Origin of the sequence: Actinomyces sp. Z5 (assembly GCF_003287795.1) — a bacterium.
GTDB lineage: Bacteria > Actinomycetota > Actinomycetes > Actinomycetales > Actinomycetaceae > Actinomyces > Actinomyces glycerinitolerans.
Genome location: NZ_QMIN01000113.1, coordinates 1 through 1,382 on the forward strand (window position 1 = coordinate 1; position 1,382 = coordinate 1,382).

Annotated in this window: 1 protein-coding gene; it reads right to left on the minus strand. The window is 67.7% G+C overall.

All coding sequences use genetic code 11. The features are described 5' to 3' along the window. Positions 1 to 703 precede the first annotated feature (703 nt). On the minus strand, positions 704 to 1,382 hold a 679-nt coding region (locus tag DRB06_RS15165; RefSeq protein WP_146750926.1), incomplete at its 5' end, for a response regulator transcription factor.

Below are 1,382 nucleotides of genomic sequence, written 5' to 3' on the forward strand. Positions count from 1 at the left end.
CCACGAACTGTCACCGATGTCCTGACACAGAACTGTCACCGATGTCCTGAGACATAACAGGTACGAACCGTCGCGGTTCATGCCGAACCGTTGGTGCTAACTGCCGAACCGTCATCGTTCATGACGAACCGTCGCGCAGCGTCCCGCGGGGCGCACGAGTGAACACGCGAAAAGCCCGCTCCCCCGCGGCGGCCATGTTCGCACCCCGGGCGCCCGGGGCACGGCAACAGGAGCGCTGGAATCAGTGGAATCACTGGCCGGTGCCGTCAACGGCCGCCATCGTGATTCGGGAACTGCTTGATCCAGGTGATTCCAACGAGTCGTCAGCCGCCAACGGTCACGAGCCCGAGAACGACCCGGGTTCGGCCAAGACGACCTCGCCGGCCCGAGAACGACCTCGCCGACCTGAAAACGACCTCTCACACCCGAGGACGACTACCGCCTCGCAGCCCCAACCCGGAACCACCACACCCACAAACACGAAGAGCCCGGTTTGCCTGTCCATACGTCCAAGGTCTTCAGCAAACCGTTAAGTGGCGTTGTTAACGATGAACCGGCGTAACCAACACCACGCATCCAACACCGACCCACCACCCCGACCGATCTCAGCACGTAACTTCAACCGACCTCGGTGAGGGGCGGGGTGCCGTCAGCACTCGCGCCTCCCTTCCGCCCTGCCCTGTGCGGTTCTGCCTTGCCCTGCTCAGTCCTGCCCCAGGGGCGGCATGCGGTAGCCGCGCCCGCGCACCGCCACGACGACGTCGGCGGGCACGTCATGCGCCTGAAGGTGCCGGCGCAGTCGGTACACGGTGGTGCGCACCATCTCCCGGCCCCCGGAGTCGTCGCTGGTGCCCCACACCTCGTTGAGCAGTTCCTGCCAGGTGACGACGGCGTCGCGCCGCCGCGCCATGGTGGCCAGTAGGCGGGCCTCCGTGTCCGGCAGGGGAATGTTGCGTCCGCCCCAGGAGACCCGACCGGTCGCCGTCGATACGCGCAGGGGGCCGTTGGTGATCGCATCCGGACCCGAACCGGAGCGGCGCGTGACCGCCCGGGCCCGCAGCGCCAGCTCGCGGGGCGAGAAGGGCTTGGTGACGTAGTCGTCTGCGCCCGCCTCCAGTCCGGCGATCCGATCCGGCTCGTCGCGCATGGCCGTCAGCAGGATGATCGGGACCTGGCTGCCGGTGCCGCGCAGGCGGCGGCACAGGTCGACGCCGGAACCGCCCGGAAGCATCACGTCCAGGACCACCAGGTCGATGTCGCGGGTGGAGGCCAGCTCCCAGGCACTCTCGGCGTCCGGCGCCGTCAGGCACTCGAAACCTTGCGTCTCCAGCGCGAAGGTGACCACGTAGAGCATCTGTGGCTCGTCGTCGACGACGAGCGCC